Origin of the sequence: Streptomyces sp. ISL-12 (genome assembly GCF_018614415.1) — a bacterium.
Classification (GTDB): domain Bacteria; phylum Actinomycetota; class Actinomycetes; order Streptomycetales; family Streptomycetaceae; genus Streptomyces.
This window is the reverse complement of record NZ_JAGGOO010000129.1, coordinates 1-15,346: the sequence shown is the minus strand read 5'-3', so window position 1 is coordinate 15,346 and position 15,346 is coordinate 1. Positions and strand designations below refer to the sequence as shown.

Here is a 15,346-nt window from a genome sequence, read left to right as displayed (position 1 = left end):
GGGTGGGGGAGGGGGAGGCGGGCGGGGTCACCGTCTGGTTCCCGCTGCTGGACGGCGCCGAGCGGCTCGGGGTGCTCGCCGTCAACCAGTCCGCGCTCACCTCCGGAGGGCTCACCCGCGGCCGGGCGCTGGCCTCGCTGCTCGCCATGATGATCACGTCGAAGCGGGCCTTCGAGGACTCCTTCGTCCGGCGCACCCGTACCGAACGGATGCAGTTGCCCTCCGAGATGCTGCGCGCCTTCCTGCCGCCGCGCACCATCGGCGACGGCCAGGTGGTGTCGACCGCCGTCCTGGAACCGGCCTACGAGATCGGCGGCGACGCCTTCGACCACTCGCTGACCGAGACGACCCTGCACGTCGCGGTCCTGGACGCCATGGGACACGACCTGGCCTCCGGGCTGACCAGCGCCGTGTCGCTGGCCGCCTGCCGCAACGCCCGGCGCTCCGGCGCCGACCTGCCCGAACTGGTGCGGTCCGTCGACGACGCGCTGGCCCGGTGGCTGCCGGAGAAGTTCTGCACGGCCGTCATCGCCCAGCTGGACCTGGCCACCGGGGTGCTGCGCTGGAGCAACTGCGGGCATCCGGCGCCGCTGCTGATCCGCGACGACCAGTTGCTGATGGACGCCCTGGAGCGGGAGCCCGACCCTCCCATGGGGCTGCCGTCGCAGCTGTCCCCCCGGCCGCGCCAGACGCACGAGATGTCGCTGGAGCCCGGTGACCGGGTGCTGATGTACACCGACGGGATCACCGAGGCCCGCACCCGGGAGGCCAGGCTGATGGGCCTGGAGCGGTTCGGGGACTACGTCATCCGGGCCACGTCCGGCGGGGAGCTGGCGCCGGAGACGCTGCGCCGCCTGATCCACTCGATCCTGGACGCGCAGGCGGACCGGCTGCGGGACGACGCGACGCTGCTGATGTTCGAGTGGCGCCCGCCGGCCCGCTGAGAGTGCCGGGTCCCGACCCGGTCAGACCGGGTGTCCGCGGGCCCGCAGCCAGCCGTGCACCGTGTCCTTGTCCGACGGTGTGATGCGTTCCGGGCCGGCGACGTAGGGTCCTTCGTCCGCGTTGAAACCGGTGTCGGTGACCCGGGCGGTGACCCAGGTGGCCAGGTCCTGGGCGGCCCGGTCGGACAGGCGGCCGTGTGCCCAGCCGGCGCGGGCCTCACGGCCCGCCGCCGGGTCGTGCCGCGCGGTCTCCGCCAGCCACGCCGACACCAGCCGTTCCACGGTGCTCCGCTCGTCGCCGTTCATGCCGTCCGGGTCGCTCCGCTCGTCGCCGTTCACGCCGTCCGGGTCGCTCCGCTCGTCGCCGTTCATGCCGTCCGGGTCGCTCCGCTCGTCGCCGCTCACGCCGTCCGGGTCGCTCCGCTCGTCGCCCTTCATGCCGCCCGGGTGCCCAGGGCGGCAGCGCCCGTACCGTCCCGTGTCGACGGTGGTCCGCCGGGTACCCGAAGGACACCTCGCCACCGGGGCCCGCTCCCGGCGGCCGGGGGGAGACGGCCCGCTCCGGAAAGGGAGGACAGCGATGACGCAGCCCGCCGACGATCACGCTCTCGACCAGCGCGCCGGCGTGTCGGAACTCCGAGTGGCGGGTGAGTCGGTGCCCGTCCCGTGCCACGCCGGGACCCGCGAGGAGGACCTGCCGCTCGACCGCAACCAGGCGATCCTCCAGGCCGCCAAACAGGTCGGAGCGCTGCTGAAGAAGACCGGGCTGCCGTTCGCCCTGGCGGGCAGCGTCGCCGTCTACGCGCACGGCGGCGTCCAGAACCTCCAGCACGACGTGGACTTCTGCATCCGCCCCGAGGACGCCGGGGCCGTCGCCCAGGCGCTGCGGGAGGCCGGCCTGCCCGTGTTCACGCCGCCCGAGGACTGGCTGCTGAAGGCCGACTGCCTCGGCCAGCAGGTCGACCTGATCCACGCGCTGGCGCACGAACCCGTCACCGCCGAGTTGCTGGGCCGGGCCGAGGAGCTGTCGGTCGACTCGGTGCTCATGCCGGTGCTGTCCCCGACGGACCTGCTGCACGGTCTGCTCGCGGCCTTCTCCGAACACCACTGCGACTTCGGGGCCGTCCTGCCGATCGCCCGCACCCTGCGGGAGAAGATCGACTGGGAGCGGTTGCGCCGCGACTGCGGGGCCGAGCCGATGCCCGCCGCCTTCTTCTTCGTCCTGGAGCGGCTGGAGATCATCCCCACGAAGCCCACCGAACAGCTCGCGCAGCCCGCGGAACCCGCGGAACCCGCGGAACCCGCGGAACCCGCGAAGGAGGAGCACCGATGAGCGACCCTGCCGCGCCCCGAAGCGGCTCCGGAAGCGAAGAGAACGTCGAGTACCGCGTCGCCCACCTCCACGACCGGCTGGCCGCCGAGGAACTGGGCGAACTCGGCGTACGGGCCGAGGTCCGGGCCGGGGCGGTCGTCGTCACCGGTACCGTGCCCTCCGTCCAGTGCCGTCAGACCCTGCTGCGGGTCGTCGACGAGGAACTGGCCGGGCTGACCGTGCACAGTGACATCGTGGTGGCCGAGACCGCCGGCCCCGACCGTGCCGAGGAGCTGTGATGATCCGTGTCGCCGCCGTCGGGGACATCCACATGGGCCTGGACAGCCAGGGCCTGCTGCGCCCCGCCTTCGACACTCTGTCCGACTGCGCCGACCTGCTGCTGCTCGCCGGGGACCTGACCCGGCACGGCACCCCGGAGGAGACCCGGGTGGTGGCCCGGGAGGTACGGGAGCTGCCGGTGCCGGTGGTGGCCGTGCTCGGCAACCACGACCACCACGACGAGCAGCCCGAGAAGGTGACCGAGATCCTCCGGGAGGCCGGGGTGACGGTCCTGGAGGGCGAGGGGACCGTCGTCGAGTGCGCCGGGACCCGGGTCGGCGTCGCGGGGACGAAGGGGTTCGGCGGGGGGTTCGTCGGGCGCAGCGCCGGGGAGTTCGGTGAGCCGGTGATGAAGGAGTTCGTCCGCACCACCCGGCGCAGCGCCGACGCGCTGTGCGCCGCGCTGAAGGACCTGGACGGCCGGGGGTGCGCGGCGCGGATCGCCCTGACCCACTTCTCCCCCGTCGCCGACACGCTCGCGGGCGAGCCGCTGGAGATCCACCCGTTCCTCGGCAGCTATCTGCTGGCCGAGGCCATCGACACGGCCGGCGCCGACCTCGCGGTGCACGGGCACGCGCACCTGGGGTCGGAGCACGGGATGACGGCGGGCGGGGTGCGGGTGCGCAACGTCGCGCAGCCGGTGATCAAGCGGGCGTTCAGCGTCTACCAGCTGTCCCTGACCTGATCACGATCACACACGCACACCCGGAACCTCCACGGTCACGCGCCCGGGTCCTCCGCGGTCGTACGGCCGAGCGCGGTGGTGTCCGGCCCGAACGACGGCACCTCGATCCGCTGGAAGCCCAGCCGGTCGTAGAAGGCCCTGGCCGGGGTGTTGGCCGTCGCCATCACCAAGTGGACCGAGGGCACCCCGCGCTGCCGCAGGGCCCGCAGGAACGTGTGCATCAGGGCGCGTCCGTGGCCGCGGCCCTGCCACTCGGGCAGCAGGTCGATGTGCAGGTGGGCGGGGTGGCCGGCCAGTTCGGGCACGACCATCCGCTCGGGGCGGTGCAGCAGACCGGCGATCACCTCGTCGGGGGAGCCGGGCGGACCCTGGGGCGCCGGGTAGCGGTCGGCGACCCGGGGCAGCCACCGGGTGCGGAAGTCGGCGGCGAAGCGCGCGGTGTCGGCCGTGCCGAGGATGTAGCCGACGGCGCGACCCCGCCCGTCGTCCAGCACGAAGGTCAGCTCGGGCTCCAGGTGGGCGTAGGGGGCGGCGAAGGTCGCGGTCAGCACGCCCGGGTCGATGTAGTGGGGCCGGCTGTCCTGGCCGTTGTGTCCGGTGCGGACGCAGATGTCGTCCAGGGCCGCGGCGTCCTCGGGACGGTACGGGCGTACGGTTGCGCTGGCAGTCGAGGTCACGGCTGTATCGTGCCCCGCTGGGAGCGCTCCCACAAGCGGTTTCCGCTTCACGGACGCGCGGGCGGGTACCCGCTCCGGCCGGTGGACCGGAACGGACGGGAGAGCGGTACATGGACGAGACCGCGGGCCGGATCGCGCACCCCTGGGGCGACCGGACGCCGTACCGGCGGCACGGGTCCTGGCCGGAGCGGACGGACATCCAGTTGCGGGACGGGGTGGAACCGGACGCGGTCGAGCACTGGGTGCCGTCGGCGTCGATCCTGCACTCCGACGGCGACGCGATGGACATCGCCGTGGCCGGCGGCCGGATGGTGGGGGTGCGCGGACGGACGGTGGACCGGGTCAACCGGGGGCGGCTGGGCCCGAAGGACCTGTTCGGCTGGCAGGCGAACGGCTCCCCCGACCGGCTGACCAGGCCGCTGGTGCGGCGCGGCGGGCGACTGGTGGAGACCGACTGGGACACGGCGATGCATCTGGTCGTCGCCCGTTCGCGCGAGCTCCTCGACGAGCGCGGGCCGGGCTCGATCGGCTTCTACACCACCGGCCAGCTGTTCCTGGAGGAGTACTACACCCTCGCCGTCCTCGCCCGCGCCGGGATCGGCACGAACCATCTGGACGGCAACACCCGGCTGTGCACGGCGACCGCCGCGGAGGCGCTGAAGGAGACCTTCGGCTGCGACGGCCAGCCGGGCACCTACGACGACTTCGACCGGGCGCGGCGTACGGCCTCGACCTCGACGGGCCGATGGACGGGGACGAGAGCGAGGACGACGGGGTGTTCGCCACGCTCCGGCGGAAGATGTCCGAGGCGGCGGGCCACCGTCCGGAGCCCGGTCTGCTCCTCCTGCGCGACCTGCGCGACCTGCACCTGGCGGCGGCCGAGAACTCCCTGTACTGGGAGATGCTCGCGCAGGCCGCGCAGGCGTCGAAGGACACCGGGCTGCTGGCGGTGGTCTCCGGCTGTCACCCGGAGACCCTGCGGCAGCTGCGCTGGACCAACACCATGATCAAGACGCTGTCACCGCAGGTCCTCACCAGCCTCTGACCTCGGACCTGACGGTCGTCAGTCCACGGCCTTCTGGACGTACGGCACCAGCCGGACCGGCCCCACCAGACCGTGGTCCTGCCGGGCGGTGGTGCCGAACACGTCCGGCCGGGCCACCCGGAGGCGGTTGATCAGCGGCGTGGCGACCTCGACCTCGATGACGTTGCGGCCGCGCCGCAGGTACGGCCCGATGTCGGCGACGGGGCGGAGGCGGTCCACCGGTGGCGTCCGGGTGCCGTTGACGGTGACCCGGACGGTGTCGCTGACCTGCCCGAGTTCCAGGCGGGCGCCGTGCGAGGCGTCCCAGCCGGCGGGCAGGGTGACCGTGGTGCGGTAGCGGCCGACGCCCGCGGAGTCGGCCAGCTCGGGGATCTGCGACCAGGGCAGCAGAGTGTCGAGTTCCACCGTGCGGCGCACGATGTCGGTGCGGGTCGCGGAGGAGCCGGGGAGCCGGTCCTCCACCTCCAGGCGCCAGGACCCCGGGGTGATGGGCTCGGGCACCTCCCGGACCGTCGTGGTGACCGGGCGGCCCCGCGACAGCCGGGTGGTGAAGGTGCCCGCCGTGGTCGTGCGGACGGCCAGCCCCTTGCCGGTGAACAGCGCCTCGTCGGCGTCGGTGGTGAGGACGTGCGGGCGGTCGCCGTGGCGGTCGCCGAACAGACCGGGACGGCCCAGCGCCACGATCATCGTCTCACCGGGCTGGAGCGTGACGCGGACGGTGAACGCGTCGCCGTCCTCGGTGTACCGGGCGAGCCGCACCGCCTCGCCGGTCCACGGGTCGAGCAGGTACGGCACGGCACTCCCGCGCCCGGTGCGGCGCAGGGTGACGTCGTGGTCGATGGCGGCCACCGCGGGCTTGACGGTCTCGGCGTGCTTGCCGTTGACGAGGTAGTAGAAGTCGGCGGCGTCGGTGGCCCGGTGGGCGTTGAGCAGCGTGGAGGAGGTGGCGTACCGGACGTCGGGGGTGACGCCGAGGCCGGCAAGGGCGTCCCCGACGGCCGTCTTGTCGGTGACGAGGGCGACGTTGGGGAGGGCGAGCAGCCGGGCGAGGACCTCGCGCAGCTTCTCCGTCTCGCCGTCCGCCGGGACGCCCGGGGTCAGCGCCTGGCCGAAGGCGCCGAGCAGCACGACCGGGAGCCCCTGCTCGGCGAGGGCGAGCAGCTTGCGGGCGTCGGTGAGGGCGAGGGTGGGGGTGGAGGAGTAGAAGAAGTCGCCCTCGACGAAGAGGGCCTTGTAGGCGGGGCCGTCGGGGGCGAGCCGGCCGTCCTTGACGGTGGCGGCGGGCAGGTCGAGGAGCGGCCCGCTGAGGAACTGGTGGCTCCAGCCGAGCGGGACGCCGGTGGAGGTGAACCAGGAGGCGCCGATGCCGGTGGCGGTGTAGCCGGTCTGCCGGAAGACGGCGACGTCGGCGCGGGTCACGCCGGCCTGGAGGACGCGGTGCACCCGGCCCAGGTAGCCGGCGATGTCGGGCAGGTGGTCCCAGGTGGGCTGGCGCGGGCCCCAGGACTCGCCGTAGCCGGGCGCCCCGCTGTAGGGACTGAAGGCGGCGAAGCCGGGCCAGGCGGCGCCGGGGACGGTGGCGTAGGAGAAGCCGTGCACGACGGTCTGGTTGACGCCGGCCGCGTAGGCGCCGCCCATCGTGCGCAGGAACCGGTCCCACGTGGTGCTGTACGCCGACCCGTTGTAGGCGCCCGCCTCGCAGGAGAGGACGGTGTGGCCCGCCATGTCCCGGCCGCCGGCCAGGCAGCGGTAGTCGTCGAGGTTCTTGAAGCCGAGGGACTCGCCCTCGGCGATGTCGAGGATCGTGGCGGTGGCGATGGCGTCGGTCTGCAGGCCGTAGGGCTGGGCGCGCAGTTCCATGTCCAGGGAGTGCGCCCAGTCACGCAGGGCGGTGACGTGGTGGCGGTTGAACAGACCGGAGACGGTGTCCCAGAAGTCGTGGCGGATCTGCCGGGTCTCCTGGGCCTCGAAGGCGAACACCTGGTTGCTGTCGTCCAGGACCAGCGCGGGCAGGTACGGCAGCAGGGGGCGGCCGTGGTCCTTCGCGAACGCCTCGGGCAGCTTCGGCGTCCAGACCAGGCCCTCGGTCTCCAGTTCGACGGAGTCCTCGAAGAACGCGCCGCCCGCCGCCTTCAGCAGCTTGCGGATCGACGGGGTCAGCAGGTTCCGTTCCCAGTAGTCGGTGACGGCGGCCGTGCCGGCCGGGCTGAAGTGGTCGACGACGCAGGCGGCGGGCGAGGAGTGCGGGCCCGACTCGGGCTGCTGTCCCGAGCCGCGCTGCCAGTAGGAGATCAGCACGTACTCGCCGTCGTCGGGCGCCGTCCAGGTCAGGGCGGAGTCGGTGACGGTGGCGGTGAGGTCCTGGACGGAGGCGAGGTCGAGGCCGGTCTCCTTGCGGGTGGAGTTGGCCGTGTTCACCCGGGCGGCCTGGACGGCGAGGAGCGTCCGCTGCGTGACGCCGGAGGACGGCTCGTGCACGGGCGCCGGGACGGGGCCCGCGTAGGTGGTGCCGGCGGGCACCGGGGCGCGGCCGTGGGCGAGTTCGTGCACGGCGGCCTCGTCGTCGGGGGTGACGCCGGGGACGGCGGCCGGCCAGCTCGGGCCGAGGGTGAGGTCGACGGTGAGGCCGCGCCGCACGGCCCGGCGCAGGGCCGCCTCGACGCCGTCCCGCCAGGGTCTGCTCCCCCACCCGTGGTGGGCGGTGTCCAGGACCGACTTGTCCGTGACGCTGTGGTGGACGGCGGCGATCTCGACGCCGCCGAAGCCCGCGTCGGCGATCTGGTCGATCTCCCGGGCGATCTCGTCGGGGTCGACCAGACCGTCCGGCCACCACCAGCGGAACTTGGGGCGCACCGACCGCGGCGGCTCGGCGAACCAGGCGGCACCGGGCGCCTGTCCGGCGGACGCGGGCACGGCGTTCGCGACGAGGCCGTCCGCGGGCCGGGCGGACGCGGCGGGCGCCCCGGCGGTGGCCCCCACGGCCACCGCGACGCCCGTACCGAGGCCGGCGGCGAGGATGCGGCGGCGCGGCAGGGCCGGGCGCGGCGTGTTGTGTTCGTGCATGAGTGCGTCCCTCGACTCAGCGAAAAGGCGGGTGAATCGTTTCAATCGCCTATCAGTGCGGGAACGCTAAGTGGCCCGTGCGGGGCGGGTCAAGATCCGTGCACGGGTTCTTGATCCGGGCGCCGGGTTCCTGATGTGCCGTCGTCGGGTTCGTGGCCGTCGTCACCGGGGCCTTGACCGTCGAAGCCGGGTTCCTGACCGTCGAAGCCGCCTTCCTGACCGTCGAAGCCGGGTTCTTGATCCGGGCGCCGGGTTCCTGATGTGCCGTCGTCGGGTTCGTGGCCGTCGTCACCGGGGCCTTGACCGTCGAAGCCGGGTTCCTGACCGTCGAAGCCGCCTTCCTGACCGTCGAAGCCGGGTTCTTGACCGTCGAAGCCAGGTTGACCGTCGAGGCCGCGTTCCTGACCCGCCGTCGCCGGGCGTCGATTGGCGTGGGCCGGGTGGGGAACCCGGCGACGGCCACAGGGCCCGACACGTCTGGAGCACACCATGAGCCTTCTGCGCCTGGCCGGCCGTCCGATGCTGGCCTCGATGTTCGTCACCGGCGGCCTGCACTCCTTCCGCAGCCCCGAGGACGTGGCCCCGGCGGCCGAACCCGTCGTGCGCCCCGTGGCGGACCGGGTGGGCGCACTGCCGAACGGCACCGAGCAACTGGTGCGGATCAACGGGGCGGTTCAGGTGGCGGGCGGCATCCTGCTCGGGCTCGGCCGCTGTCCCCGGCTGGCGGCGCTGGCCCTCGCCGCGACGCTGGTGCCCACCACACTCGCGGGTCACCGCTTCTGGGAGGAGGAGGACCCGTCCGCCCGTGCCCAGCAGCGCGTCCACTTCTTCAAGAACCTCTCGATGCTGGGCGGGCTGCTGATCGCGGCCGACGACACGGGTGGCGCCCCCTCGCTGCTGTGGCGCGGCCGGCACACCGCGCGGGACCTGCGGCGCGACGCCCGTCTGGTGCACCGCTCGGTCAGGGCGACGGCGGGCCCGGCCGCCGCGGCGGGCGGCGTGCTGGAGAAGCTCGGGCGGCGCTGACGGGATCGGCGGGTTCTCAGCGGCTCCTCAGCAGGTCGAGGGTGAGGGCGGCCGTCCAGGAGAAGTGCCGGGCGCCCCGGGCCTCGCCGGTGACCGGGTCGACGTACTCGGCGAAACCGGACCGGCCGGCCTCGGCGAGGAAGCCCTGCCGCAGGCGTGCGGCGTCCGCGTCCAGGCCGTGGGTGCGCAGGCCCCGGTGGATCAGCCAGGCCGTGTTGAACCAGGCGGGGCCGCGCCAGTAGCGCTGCGGGTCGAAGGCGGGCCCTGTGAGGTCGTAGCTGGGGACCAGCCGGGTGCCGGGGGCGGCGAAGCCCGGCCCGGCGAGGGTGCCGCGCAGGGCCTGGACCACGCCGGGCGGCACGTGCGGGAGGAGGAGCGGGACCAGACCGGTGACCGCGCGTTCCTCGACCAGGTCGTCGGTGCGCAGGTCGCGGACGCGGAAGAGGCCCGCCTCTGCGTCCCAGAGCCGGTCGACCAGGTGCCGGGTGAGGGCGTCGGCGCGGGCGGTGTGCGGGGCGTCGTCGCGGCCGAGGGCGCGGGCGGTGGCGGCGAGGGCGTGCTCACCGACGGCGAGCAGCGCGTTGAAACAGGGGTCCTCGACGGCGAAGGCGGGCCGGGCGGCACGGTCGTCGTAGCCGGCCTCGCGGTAGTCGGCCGCGAGGCGGACGTAGCGGCCGTAGTCGAGGTCGGTGGGCCGGTCGCGGGGGTGGCCGTGGTCGAGGTCGGCGCGCCGGAAGGTGTCCGGCGGGGCGGGGTCGACGCGGGCGAGGGCGCGGTCCCAGCACGGGCTGTTGTCGGTGCCGGGCTCCCAGGGGTGGACGACCGCCGCGAGTCCCCCGCCGCCGAGGTCGCGGCGGGTGAGCAGGTAGTCGTGCCAGGCGGTGAGCCGTGGATAGGCCCGGTCGAGGAAGCGGTGGCGGCGGGACAGGTCCGGGTCGGCGCGGTGGACCAGCCAGGCGGCCAGGGCGTGCACCGGGGGCTGGACGATGCCCGAGGTCTCCGGGGCCGCGGGGGCGCCCGCCGCCCGGCCGGCGCGGGAGGAGCGCCAGAAGTCCGGGCTGGGGAAGTAGGCGTCCTCGGGCACGGCGGGATTGAACACGATGTGCGGGATACGGCCGTCCGCCCACTGCGCGGCGAACAGGGACTCCAGTTCGCGCTGGGCGCGGTGGGCAGAGAGGTGGCGCAGCCCGATGGCGACGAAGGCCGAGTCCCAGCTCCACTGGTGCGGATAGAGGGTGCGGGAGGGGACGGTGGAGGCACCGGTCCAGTTGCCGGTGAGGACCCGCGCGGCCCCGCGCCGCAGAGCCGGGACCGAGATGTCGGCGTACGCGGGCCGGCCGGCTCGGTCGGCCCGGTCGAGGAGTGACGTCACGCTCCGGTCCCCTTCGGCTCGACGGCTTCCGGCTGCGGGGAGCGGGTGATGTGAACGGCGCGTTCCACGGATGACTCCGGAAAGTTACGGTCTGCGGTTGCGTCGACAATATCCCCAACTTATGTCGTGTCAACACGCAAAACCGATGACGTGATGCCTGACGGTTGTGCGTAAGTCCGGCCGGACGCGCGCCGGGCACGGCGTTACTCCCCCCGGGGACGCGGGGACCCGGCGTCCGTGGCGGCCGGACCCGGCCCCGCGAACCCGGCTGGCTGGAGGTGTGGACATGGGACACGGTGGAAACGTCGTCGACGAACTCACGACCGATCACCGGGAGGTCGAGGAGCTCTTCGGGAAGATCGAGGCGCTGCCGCCCGGTCACAAGGACCGCAAGATGTACGCCGATCAGGTCACCATGGAGCTGGTACGGCACTCGGTGGCCGAGGAGATGTACCTGTACCCGGCCGTCCGGGAGCACGTGGCCAACGGCGCCGCCCTCGCGGACAAGGAACTGGAGGACCACGCCGAGGCCGAGCAGATCATGAAGGACCTGGAGCACCGGGAGGCGGACGACGCCGGGTTCGACCGGCTGATGGGCATGCTGATGAGTGAGATCCGCGCCCATGTGGCCGACGAGGAGCAGAACCTCTTCCCCCGGCTGGCCGAGGCGTGTCCGCCCGAGGCCCTGGACAAGCTCGGTGACCAGGTGCGCAAGGCCAAGAAGACCGCTCCGACGCGCCCGCACCCGGCCGCGCCGGACACTCCGCCGCTGAACAAGCTGATGGGCCCGGGCGCCGGACTGGTCGACCGGATGCGGGACGCGCTGTCGGGACGCGGGAAGTCCGGCTGAGTCCCGGCCGAGATCCACGGGAGGGGCCCGCCGCGTGCGTGCGTACGCGGCGGGCCCCTCGGCCTGTTCAGCCGGTCGCCACCAGCGGTTCCGTGACCGACCGGACCACGTCCTCGGCGCTTCCCGTGCCCGCCTCCCCCCGCACGACGGCCGGCGTCCCGACCGCCGCGGCCAGGTGGGCCGGGCCCGACGAGGCGGTGACGAGCAGGTCGGCGGAGTTCAGCACGCCCGCGAAGGCCCGCGAGGTGGTGCGTCCGCCGAGGTCGACCGCGGTGTCACCGCTGACCGTACGGGTCAGGGCCGCCTCCTCCGGTCCGCCGGTGACGACGACCCGGTGGCCCGCGTCGCAGAGCCGGGCGACGATCCCGGCGCCGTGCACGGCGTCCCAGGCCCGGCGCGGCTCGCCCGCTCCGGGATGGACGGCCACGTACGGGCCGTTGCCGGTGAGGGACGCGGTGTCGGGGACCGGCCGGACGCGGAGGCGTCCGTCGTCCCCGGCACGCAGGCCGAAGCCCAGATCGGCCGCCGCGTCGAGGACCGCCTCCGCCCCGGCCCGGACGGCTGTCCGGTGCTGCCGGGCGTCGGCATCGCCGACGTCGCCGAGGGGGCCGCCGTCCCGGCCGGTGGCGACGCGTCGCACCCGCGCCGAGCGCAGCAGTCGCGCGGCCGGCCAGTCACTGCGCGGCTCCGGGCCGACGACGAGGGCGACGTCGTACGCCTCCTGCCGCAGCCGCCGCAGCAGGCCGTCGGTGCCGTCGGTGCCGTCGTCGGGTGCGGGTGTGTCCCACACCAGTACGTCGTCGACGTGCGGCAGCAGCCGGGCGGCGGACGCCCCTCGGGCCTCGCACAGCATGGTGACCGTGCCCGCCCGGGTGGCCAGCGCCCGGACGGCCGGGCCGGCCAGCAGGACCTCTCCGAAACCGCCGGGGTGAGCGACGAGCGCCTTCACGCCCACCACCCCCCGCCGTCGCGCCCCACGGCGGCGGCCGGCACCGGCTGGGGCCGCTCGGTGCGGGCGGCGACGGTGCGCGCGAGGCCCTCCTGCCAGGTCACACCGGGCATCCAGCCGAAGATCTCACGGGCGAAACCGGTGACCGGCCGGGGCGGCTCAGGGCCGTCCGGCGGCCGGCCGGTGCAGGTCAGCGGCGCGTCGGAGCCGGTCAGCTCGATGACCCGGCGGGCGATCTCCCGTTCCGTCGGCGCCTCGTCGCCGCCGAGGTCCACGGGCCGTACCGAGCGGCCGGCCGCGACCAGCAGCACCCCGTCGACCAGGTCGTCGACGTAGCACAGGGGGTGCCTGCGGGAGCCGTCCCCGGCGACGGTGACCGGCCGGCCCGCCAGGGCCTGGTCGAGGAAGGCACCCGGCACCCCGCCGTCGTCCGTCCGCATCCCGGGCCCGCAGACGGGGAACAGCCGCACGATGCCGGCGTTCGAGCCGGGGTCGCCCGCCCGCGCCGCGACCAGCGCCTCGGAGAACCGGACGGCCTCGGCGTACGCCCCGTGCGAGGAGAACGGGCCGGCGGGGCCGGGGTCCGCGGGCGGCGGCGCGGAGGCGAGCAGGAACCGGGCGCCGTCCCGGGCGGCGACGGCCAGGGCGGCGCGGGTGCCCGCGCTCGCGGTGTCCAGCAGGTCCAGCGGCCGGTCCGGCCAGGCGGCGGGGCGGCCCGGACCGGCCAGGTGCAGCACCAGGTCGTAGGGTCCGACGAGGGCGTCCGGGAGGCGGGGGTCGGCGACGTCACGTTCCAGGAAGCGGAAACCGGGGCGGCCGGCCAGGTGGGCCACCTTCTCGGCCCGGCCGGTCGAGAGATCGTCCAGACAGTCGACTTCGACACCCGAATCCAGCAGTCGGGTGCACAGGTGAGAGCCGAGGAACCCCGCGCCCCCGGTCACCAGGGCCCGGTCCCAGGGGGCCCGTGCCTCGGTCTTCATGGCGAACGCCGCCATCGGCATCATGAGGAGACCTTCCCTTCCTCCGCGCAGCGCTGACGACCCCGCCCCGAGTGCCCTGCCGAGTCGTCTTCATGCTCTGACGCCTGCCGCGCCCCGTAGCTCCCGGGCGTCCGGGGCCGCGGTCCGGCCGCTGTGTCCCGGGTCACGGCGCGGAAGCCCCGCGGACGCCTGTGAGCAACCGCACTCGGCAGGCCAAGTAGCGCTCAGAAGCGGCTTGTCGGCGATTTACGGTCCGCGCGGCGGACGGGTTCGGTCATCGACTCGCCGTCCCCCTCTGCCACCATGGTCGGCGCCGTACTGCGGCCTTGTGGAGCGACCGTGCAGCGAAGCCGGCGATCTCGCTCCGGTCCCCCTCCCCCTCCGGGCTCCTCCCGGCCTTCCCGAGTGACGCAACGTGCCTTCCTCCCCCGCCTCAGCCCCGCAGGCCCCCGTGCCTCCCCCGGCTTCAGCGCCGTCCCCGCCCCCGTCCCGCTCGCCGTGGCGGTCCCTGCGCCACCGCAGCATGCGCTGGTGGTCGGTCGCCAACTTCGTGTCGAACGCCGGTACGTGGATGCAGCTCACGGTGCAGAACCTGCTGGTCCTCCAGATCACCGGGTCCGCCGCCGCGACCGGTCTGTCCATGTCCGTGCAGGCCGCGCCCGCCCTGCTGATCAGCGTCTTCGGCGGTGCCGCCGTCGACCGCTGGCCGCGCCGGCTGACGGCCGCCGTCAGCCAGACCCTGCTCGGCGCCGTCGCCTTCACCACGGCCGTGCTGGTCGCCCTCGACCGCCTCGACATGACGTCCCTGATGGTGCTGGCCGCGGTGACCGGTGTCATCGCCACCGTCGACGGTCCGGCCTGCTCCCTGCTGGGCAACGACCTCGTCCCGGCGGAGGACCTGCCCTCCGCGATCGGGGTGGGCGCCCTGGTGCACCAGGCGGGCCGGCTCACCGGCGCCGCGCTGGCGGGGGTCGCCGTCGGCTTCCTGGGCACGGCCGCCGCCTACGCGGCCAACGGGGTGTCGTTCCTGTTCGTGGCCTCCGTCATCCCGTTCCTGCGTCCGGTGCGCGGGGCGGCGGAGCGGGCGGCCGGGGCGAGCGGGAAGCCGTCCCGGCGTCCCGCGGAGGGTGGAACGAGCGTGCGCGAGGGCCTGGTCTTCTTCGCGCGGCGCCCCCGGCTGCTGGCGCTGGCCGGGGTCTACGGGATCAGCGCGGTCTTCGGCCGGAACTACCAGCTCACCCTGGCCGTGCTCGTCACCGGGCCGCTCGCGGGCGGCGCCGGGTCGTTCGGCACGGTCTCCACCGTCCTCGCGGCCGGCGGCATCGTCGGCGCGGTGCTGGGCGCCCGGATGCGGCGGCCCTCGGTGCGTCTGGTGGGCGTGCTGGCGGCGGCCGGCGGGCTGTTCCAGGTCGTGGCGGGCGTGTCGCCGTCGATGGCCGTCCTGCTGGTGATGGTCCTGCCGATGGCGGTGGTGGAGTCCGTCTCCGACACGGCCGCCACGGCGGTCCTGCAGACCGACCCGCCCGCCCACATGCGGGGCCGGGTGCTCGGCGTGTGGGGCAGCATCGGCACGGTGTGGAGCCTCGGCGGTCCGCCGGCGCTCGGCCTGCTGATGGAGCTGGCCGGCGCGCGGGGCGCCCTGGTGACCGGCGGCCTCCTCATCGCCGCCGCGATCGGCGCGGGGCACCTGCTGCACCGGCGCCGCGTTCCGGTGACGGTGCCCGTACGGACCGAGGGCGCCGACGCCCCGGCCCGGCCGGCACTGGCCCCGGCCGCCTGACCGCACTGCCGGCGCCGGCAGTGCCGCCGACGCCGTCGGCGGCGCATCGTCATCGGGGCGACCCGGCGGACGCCGCTCAGGCGGCCCGCGCCGAGCCCGCGTCCAGGCGGGCCAGGAGCTGGGCGCGGTGGAGGTCGGCGACGGGGGCGAGCAGGTCGGGGTGGCGCAGCAGAGCGGCGGCCCGGCGGTCGGCGGCGTCGGGCGCGAGCAGCCGCCGGTACTCGGCGGGCACGGCCATGGACGGCTCCGCCGTTACGGCGCGGTGGTCGGCGAACCCGGCCACGGACGGGTCCGCCGGCACAGCGCCGTCATCAGCAGACCCAG

14 protein-coding genes and 3 pseudogenes are annotated in these 15,346 nt (G+C 74.7%); 9 read left to right on the top strand and 8 right to left on the bottom strand.

Translation table 11 applies throughout. From position 1 onward, the window contains the following. Positions 1–944 (top strand): PP2C family protein-serine/threonine phosphatase (locus tag J7I94_RS30990; RefSeq protein ID WP_215172425.1); only part of this gene is annotated, 944 nt, incomplete at its 5' end. Positions 945–965: 21 nt separating this feature from the next. Here the strand turns inward: J7I94_RS30990 and J7I94_RS30985 are convergent. Further along, entirely contained in the window at positions 966–1,250 is a 285-nt protein-coding gene (locus J7I94_RS30985) for a hypothetical protein (RefSeq protein WP_215172428.1), read from the bottom strand. A 274-nt stretch (positions 1,251–1,524) separates the two neighbouring features. On the opposite strand from J7I94_RS30985, the gene J7I94_RS30980 reads away from it, so the two are divergent. The 3 genes from J7I94_RS30980 to J7I94_RS30970 are packed head-to-tail and all read left to right on the top strand — an operon-like array spanning position 1,525 to position 3,280. Further along, on the top strand, positions 1,525–2,277 hold the full coding sequence (locus J7I94_RS30980; RefSeq protein WP_215172424.1) for a nucleotidyltransferase family protein: 753 nt from the start codon (positions 1,525–1,527) through the stop codon (positions 2,275–2,277). Continuing rightward, positions 2,274–2,555 carry a BON domain-containing protein gene (locus J7I94_RS30975; RefSeq protein WP_215172423.1) on the top strand — a complete coding sequence of 94 codons (282 nt, stop codon included), beginning with the start codon at positions 2,274–2,276 and terminating at the stop codon, positions 2,553–2,555. Before J7I94_RS30980 ends, J7I94_RS30975 begins: the two co-directional genes overlap by 4 nt. Continuing rightward, the gene (locus tag J7I94_RS30970; protein ID WP_215172422.1) at positions 2,555–3,280 is read left to right on the top strand and encodes a metallophosphoesterase; all 726 of its coding nucleotides are present in this window, start codon (positions 2,555–2,557) and stop codon (positions 3,278–3,280) included. Before J7I94_RS30975 ends, J7I94_RS30970 begins: the two co-directional genes overlap by 1 nt. 35 nt (positions 3,281–3,315) lie before the next feature. Here the strand turns inward: J7I94_RS30970 and J7I94_RS30965 are convergent, their stop codons facing one another. Beyond that, positions 3,316–3,957 carry an N-acetyltransferase gene (locus J7I94_RS30965; RefSeq protein ID WP_308114774.1) on the bottom strand — a complete coding sequence of 214 codons (642 nt, stop codon included), beginning with the start codon at positions 3,955–3,957 and terminating at the stop codon, positions 3,316–3,318. A gap of 110 nt (positions 3,958–4,067) precedes the next feature. On the opposite strand from J7I94_RS30965, the pseudogene J7I94_RS30960 reads away from it, so the two are divergent. Together J7I94_RS30960 and J7I94_RS30955 are read left to right on the top strand one after the other, a co-directional pair. Further along, positions 4,068–4,670, top strand: a pseudogene (locus tag J7I94_RS30960) (molybdopterin-dependent oxidoreductase); the annotation flags it as partial. Beyond that, positions 4,649–5,002, top strand: a pseudogene (locus J7I94_RS30955) (hypothetical protein); the annotation flags it as partial. The pseudogenes J7I94_RS30960 and J7I94_RS30955, both read left to right, overlap by 22 nt. An 18-nt stretch (positions 5,003–5,020) precedes the next feature. Here the strand turns inward: J7I94_RS30955 and J7I94_RS30950 are convergent. After that, on the bottom strand, positions 5,021–8,065 hold the full coding sequence (locus J7I94_RS30950; protein ID WP_215172420.1) for a glycosyl hydrolase: 3,045 nt from the start codon (positions 8,063–8,065) through the stop codon (positions 5,021–5,023). A gap of 52 nt (positions 8,066–8,117) precedes the next feature. Beyond that, a complete protein-coding gene (locus tag J7I94_RS30945; RefSeq protein ID WP_215172419.1) occupies positions 8,118–8,540 on the bottom strand; it encodes a hypothetical protein in 423 nt (140 codons plus the stop codon). Between the two features lie 14 nt (positions 8,541–8,554). Here J7I94_RS30945 and J7I94_RS30940 point away from each other — a divergent pair, with 14 nt between their 5' ends. Further along, positions 8,555–9,091, top strand: coding sequence for a DoxX family protein (locus J7I94_RS30940; protein WP_215172418.1), 537 nt, complete (start codon positions 8,555–8,557; stop codon positions 9,089–9,091). A gap of 16 nt (positions 9,092–9,107) precedes the next feature. Here J7I94_RS30940 and J7I94_RS30935 read toward each other — a convergent pair whose 3' ends face one another. Continuing rightward, complete coding sequence (locus J7I94_RS30935; protein ID WP_374198452.1) at positions 9,108–10,463, bottom strand: hypothetical protein; 1,356 nt, start codon at positions 10,461–10,463, stop codon at positions 9,108–9,110. Positions 10,464–10,749: 286 nt separating this feature from the next. On the opposite strand from J7I94_RS30935, the gene J7I94_RS30930 reads away from it, so the two are divergent. Next, the gene (locus J7I94_RS30930) at positions 10,750–11,313 is read left to right on the top strand and encodes a hemerythrin domain-containing protein (RefSeq protein WP_215172417.1); all 564 of its coding nucleotides are present in this window, start codon (positions 10,750–10,752) and stop codon (positions 11,311–11,313) included. Positions 11,314–11,380: 67 nt separating this feature from the next. On the opposite strand, the gene J7I94_RS30925 is transcribed toward J7I94_RS30930, so the two are convergent. Together J7I94_RS30925 and J7I94_RS30920 are read right to left on the bottom strand one after the other, a co-directional pair. Next, positions 11,381–12,262: a glycosyltransferase family 9 protein gene (locus J7I94_RS30925; protein ID WP_215172415.1), complete on the bottom strand. Its 882-nt coding sequence runs from the start codon at positions 12,260–12,262 to the stop codon at positions 11,381–11,383. Further along, a complete protein-coding gene (locus J7I94_RS30920) occupies positions 12,259–13,266 on the bottom strand; it encodes an NAD-dependent epimerase/dehydratase family protein (RefSeq protein ID WP_215172413.1) in 1,008 nt (335 codons plus the stop codon). Before J7I94_RS30920 ends, J7I94_RS30925 begins: the two co-directional genes overlap by 4 nt. A 499-nt stretch (positions 13,267–13,765) precedes the next feature. Here J7I94_RS30920 and J7I94_RS30915 point away from each other — a divergent pair, with 499 nt between their 5' ends. Further along, a complete protein-coding gene (locus J7I94_RS30915) occupies positions 13,766–15,022 on the top strand; it encodes an MFS transporter (protein WP_251075994.1) in 1,257 nt (418 codons plus the stop codon). A gap of 76 nt (positions 15,023–15,098) precedes the next feature. Here J7I94_RS30915 and J7I94_RS30910 read toward each other — a convergent pair. Then, positions 15,099–15,346 (bottom strand): annotated as a pseudogene (locus tag J7I94_RS30910) (hypothetical protein); the annotation flags it as partial.

Bases quoted from the DNA above. Each gene is read 5' to 3' on its own strand.
- J7I94_RS30940 (WP_215172418.1), top strand. From the start codon at position 8,555: ATGAGCCTTCTGCGCCTGGCCGGCCGTCCGATGCTGGCCTCGATGTTC.
- J7I94_RS30950 (WP_215172420.1), bottom strand. From the start codon at position 8,065: ATGCACGAACACAACACGCCGCGCCCGGCCCTGCCGCGCCGCCGCATC.
- J7I94_RS30930 (WP_215172417.1), top strand. From the start codon at position 10,750: ATGGGACACGGTGGAAACGTCGTCGACGAACTCACGACCGATCACCGG.
- J7I94_RS30920 (WP_215172413.1), bottom strand. From the start codon at position 13,266: ATGATGCCGATGGCGGCGTTCGCCATGAAGACCGAGGCACGGGCCCCC.
- J7I94_RS30980 (WP_215172424.1), top strand. From the start codon at position 1,525: ATGACGCAGCCCGCCGACGATCACGCTCTCGACCAGCGCGCCGGCGTG.
- J7I94_RS30970 (WP_215172422.1), top strand. From the start codon at position 2,555: ATGATCCGTGTCGCCGCCGTCGGGGACATCCACATGGGCCTGGACAGC.
- J7I94_RS30915 (WP_251075994.1), top strand. From the start codon at position 13,766: ATGCGCTGGTGGTCGGTCGCCAACTTCGTGTCGAACGCCGGTACGTGG.
- J7I94_RS30985 (WP_215172428.1), bottom strand. From the start codon at position 1,250: ATGAACGGCGACGAGCGGAGCACCGTGGAACGGCTGGTGTCGGCGTGG.
- J7I94_RS30975 (WP_215172423.1), top strand. From the start codon at position 2,274: ATGAGCGACCCTGCCGCGCCCCGAAGCGGCTCCGGAAGCGAAGAGAAC.